A 1,113-nucleotide genomic window follows, 5' to 3' on the forward strand; every position below is an offset into this window, starting at 1 on the left:
TTTTGCCAGAACAGCGGCACAATCTGTGCCAGACCGGCAAAGCTGACCACGATCAGGATCAGGACGATCATCAGGCCGACATTTTTCTCGACTTTCTCATGAGCATTCGACATGTCGGGACTCCTTAAGCCGTGGCCAGGTTGCTTTCATTGCTATCGTTCTTTTCTTCTTTCAGCGTCTTGTAGACGTTCCATGCCATCAGCAGCATGCCGGAGAAGAAAATCACGCCACCGATCAAGCGCACGACATAATAGGGGAAGCGAGACTCCATCTCTTGAACAAACGAGTAGGTCAGAGTGCCATCGGTGTTAACAGCGCGCCACATCAGACCCTGCATCAGGCCAGACACCCACATGGAGGCGATATATAGCACTGTGCCGATCGTCGACAGCCAGAAGTGAGTATAGATCCAGGCAGTACTAAACATGCCTTTGCGGTTAAATACTCGTGGAATCAACACATACATGGACCCCATGGTGATCATTGCCACCCAGCCCAGCGCGCCTGAATGCACATGACCGATGGTCCAGTCAGTGTTGTGACTTAACGCATTGACAGTCTTGATCGACATCATCGGACCTTCGAAGGTCGACATGCCGTAGAAGCTCAGCGATACGATCAGGAAACGGATGATCGGATCAGTGCGCAGTTTGTGCCAGGCACCAGAAAGGGTCATAACACCGTTGATCATGCCGCCCCAACTGGGCGCCAACAGGACTATGGAGAACACCATTCCAAGGGACTGAACCCAGTCGGGCAGAGAGCTGTAGTGCAAGTGATGGGGACCCGCCCACATATACACAGCAATCAGCGCCCAGAAGTGAACAATGGACAGGCGGTAGGAATAAACCGGTCGGCCTGCCTGAATCGGCACGAAGTAGTACATCATGCCGAGAAATCCAGCGGTAAGGAAAAAGCCGACAGCGTTATGGCCGTACCACCACTGCACCATGGCATCAATGGTGCCGGGATAAAGTGAGTAGGACTTCCACATGGAAATCGGCACTTCCAGATTGTTAACCACGTGCAGCATGGCAATGGTCAGGATATAAGCACCGAAAAACCAGTTGGCAACATAAATGTGGGAGGTAGTCCGGCGAGCCACAGTGGTAA

Annotated in this window: 1 protein-coding gene and 1 pseudogene; both read right to left on the reverse strand. The window is 52.3% G+C overall.

Going from position 1 to position 1,113, the window contains the following annotated elements; all coding sequences use genetic code 11:
* Positions 1-113: pseudogene (locus J1C54_RS16825) on the reverse strand (peptidase S41); the annotation flags it as partial.
* Between the two features lie 11 nt (positions 114-124).
* On the reverse strand, positions 125-1,113 hold a 989-nt coding region (locus J1C54_RS16830), incomplete at its 5' end, for a cbb3-type cytochrome c oxidase subunit I (protein WP_229150008.1).

It is taken from the genome of Alcanivorax sp. 1008, assembly GCF_020667895.1.
In the GTDB taxonomy this organism is placed as follows: domain Bacteria; phylum Pseudomonadota; class Gammaproteobacteria; order Pseudomonadales; family Alcanivoracaceae; genus PGZG01.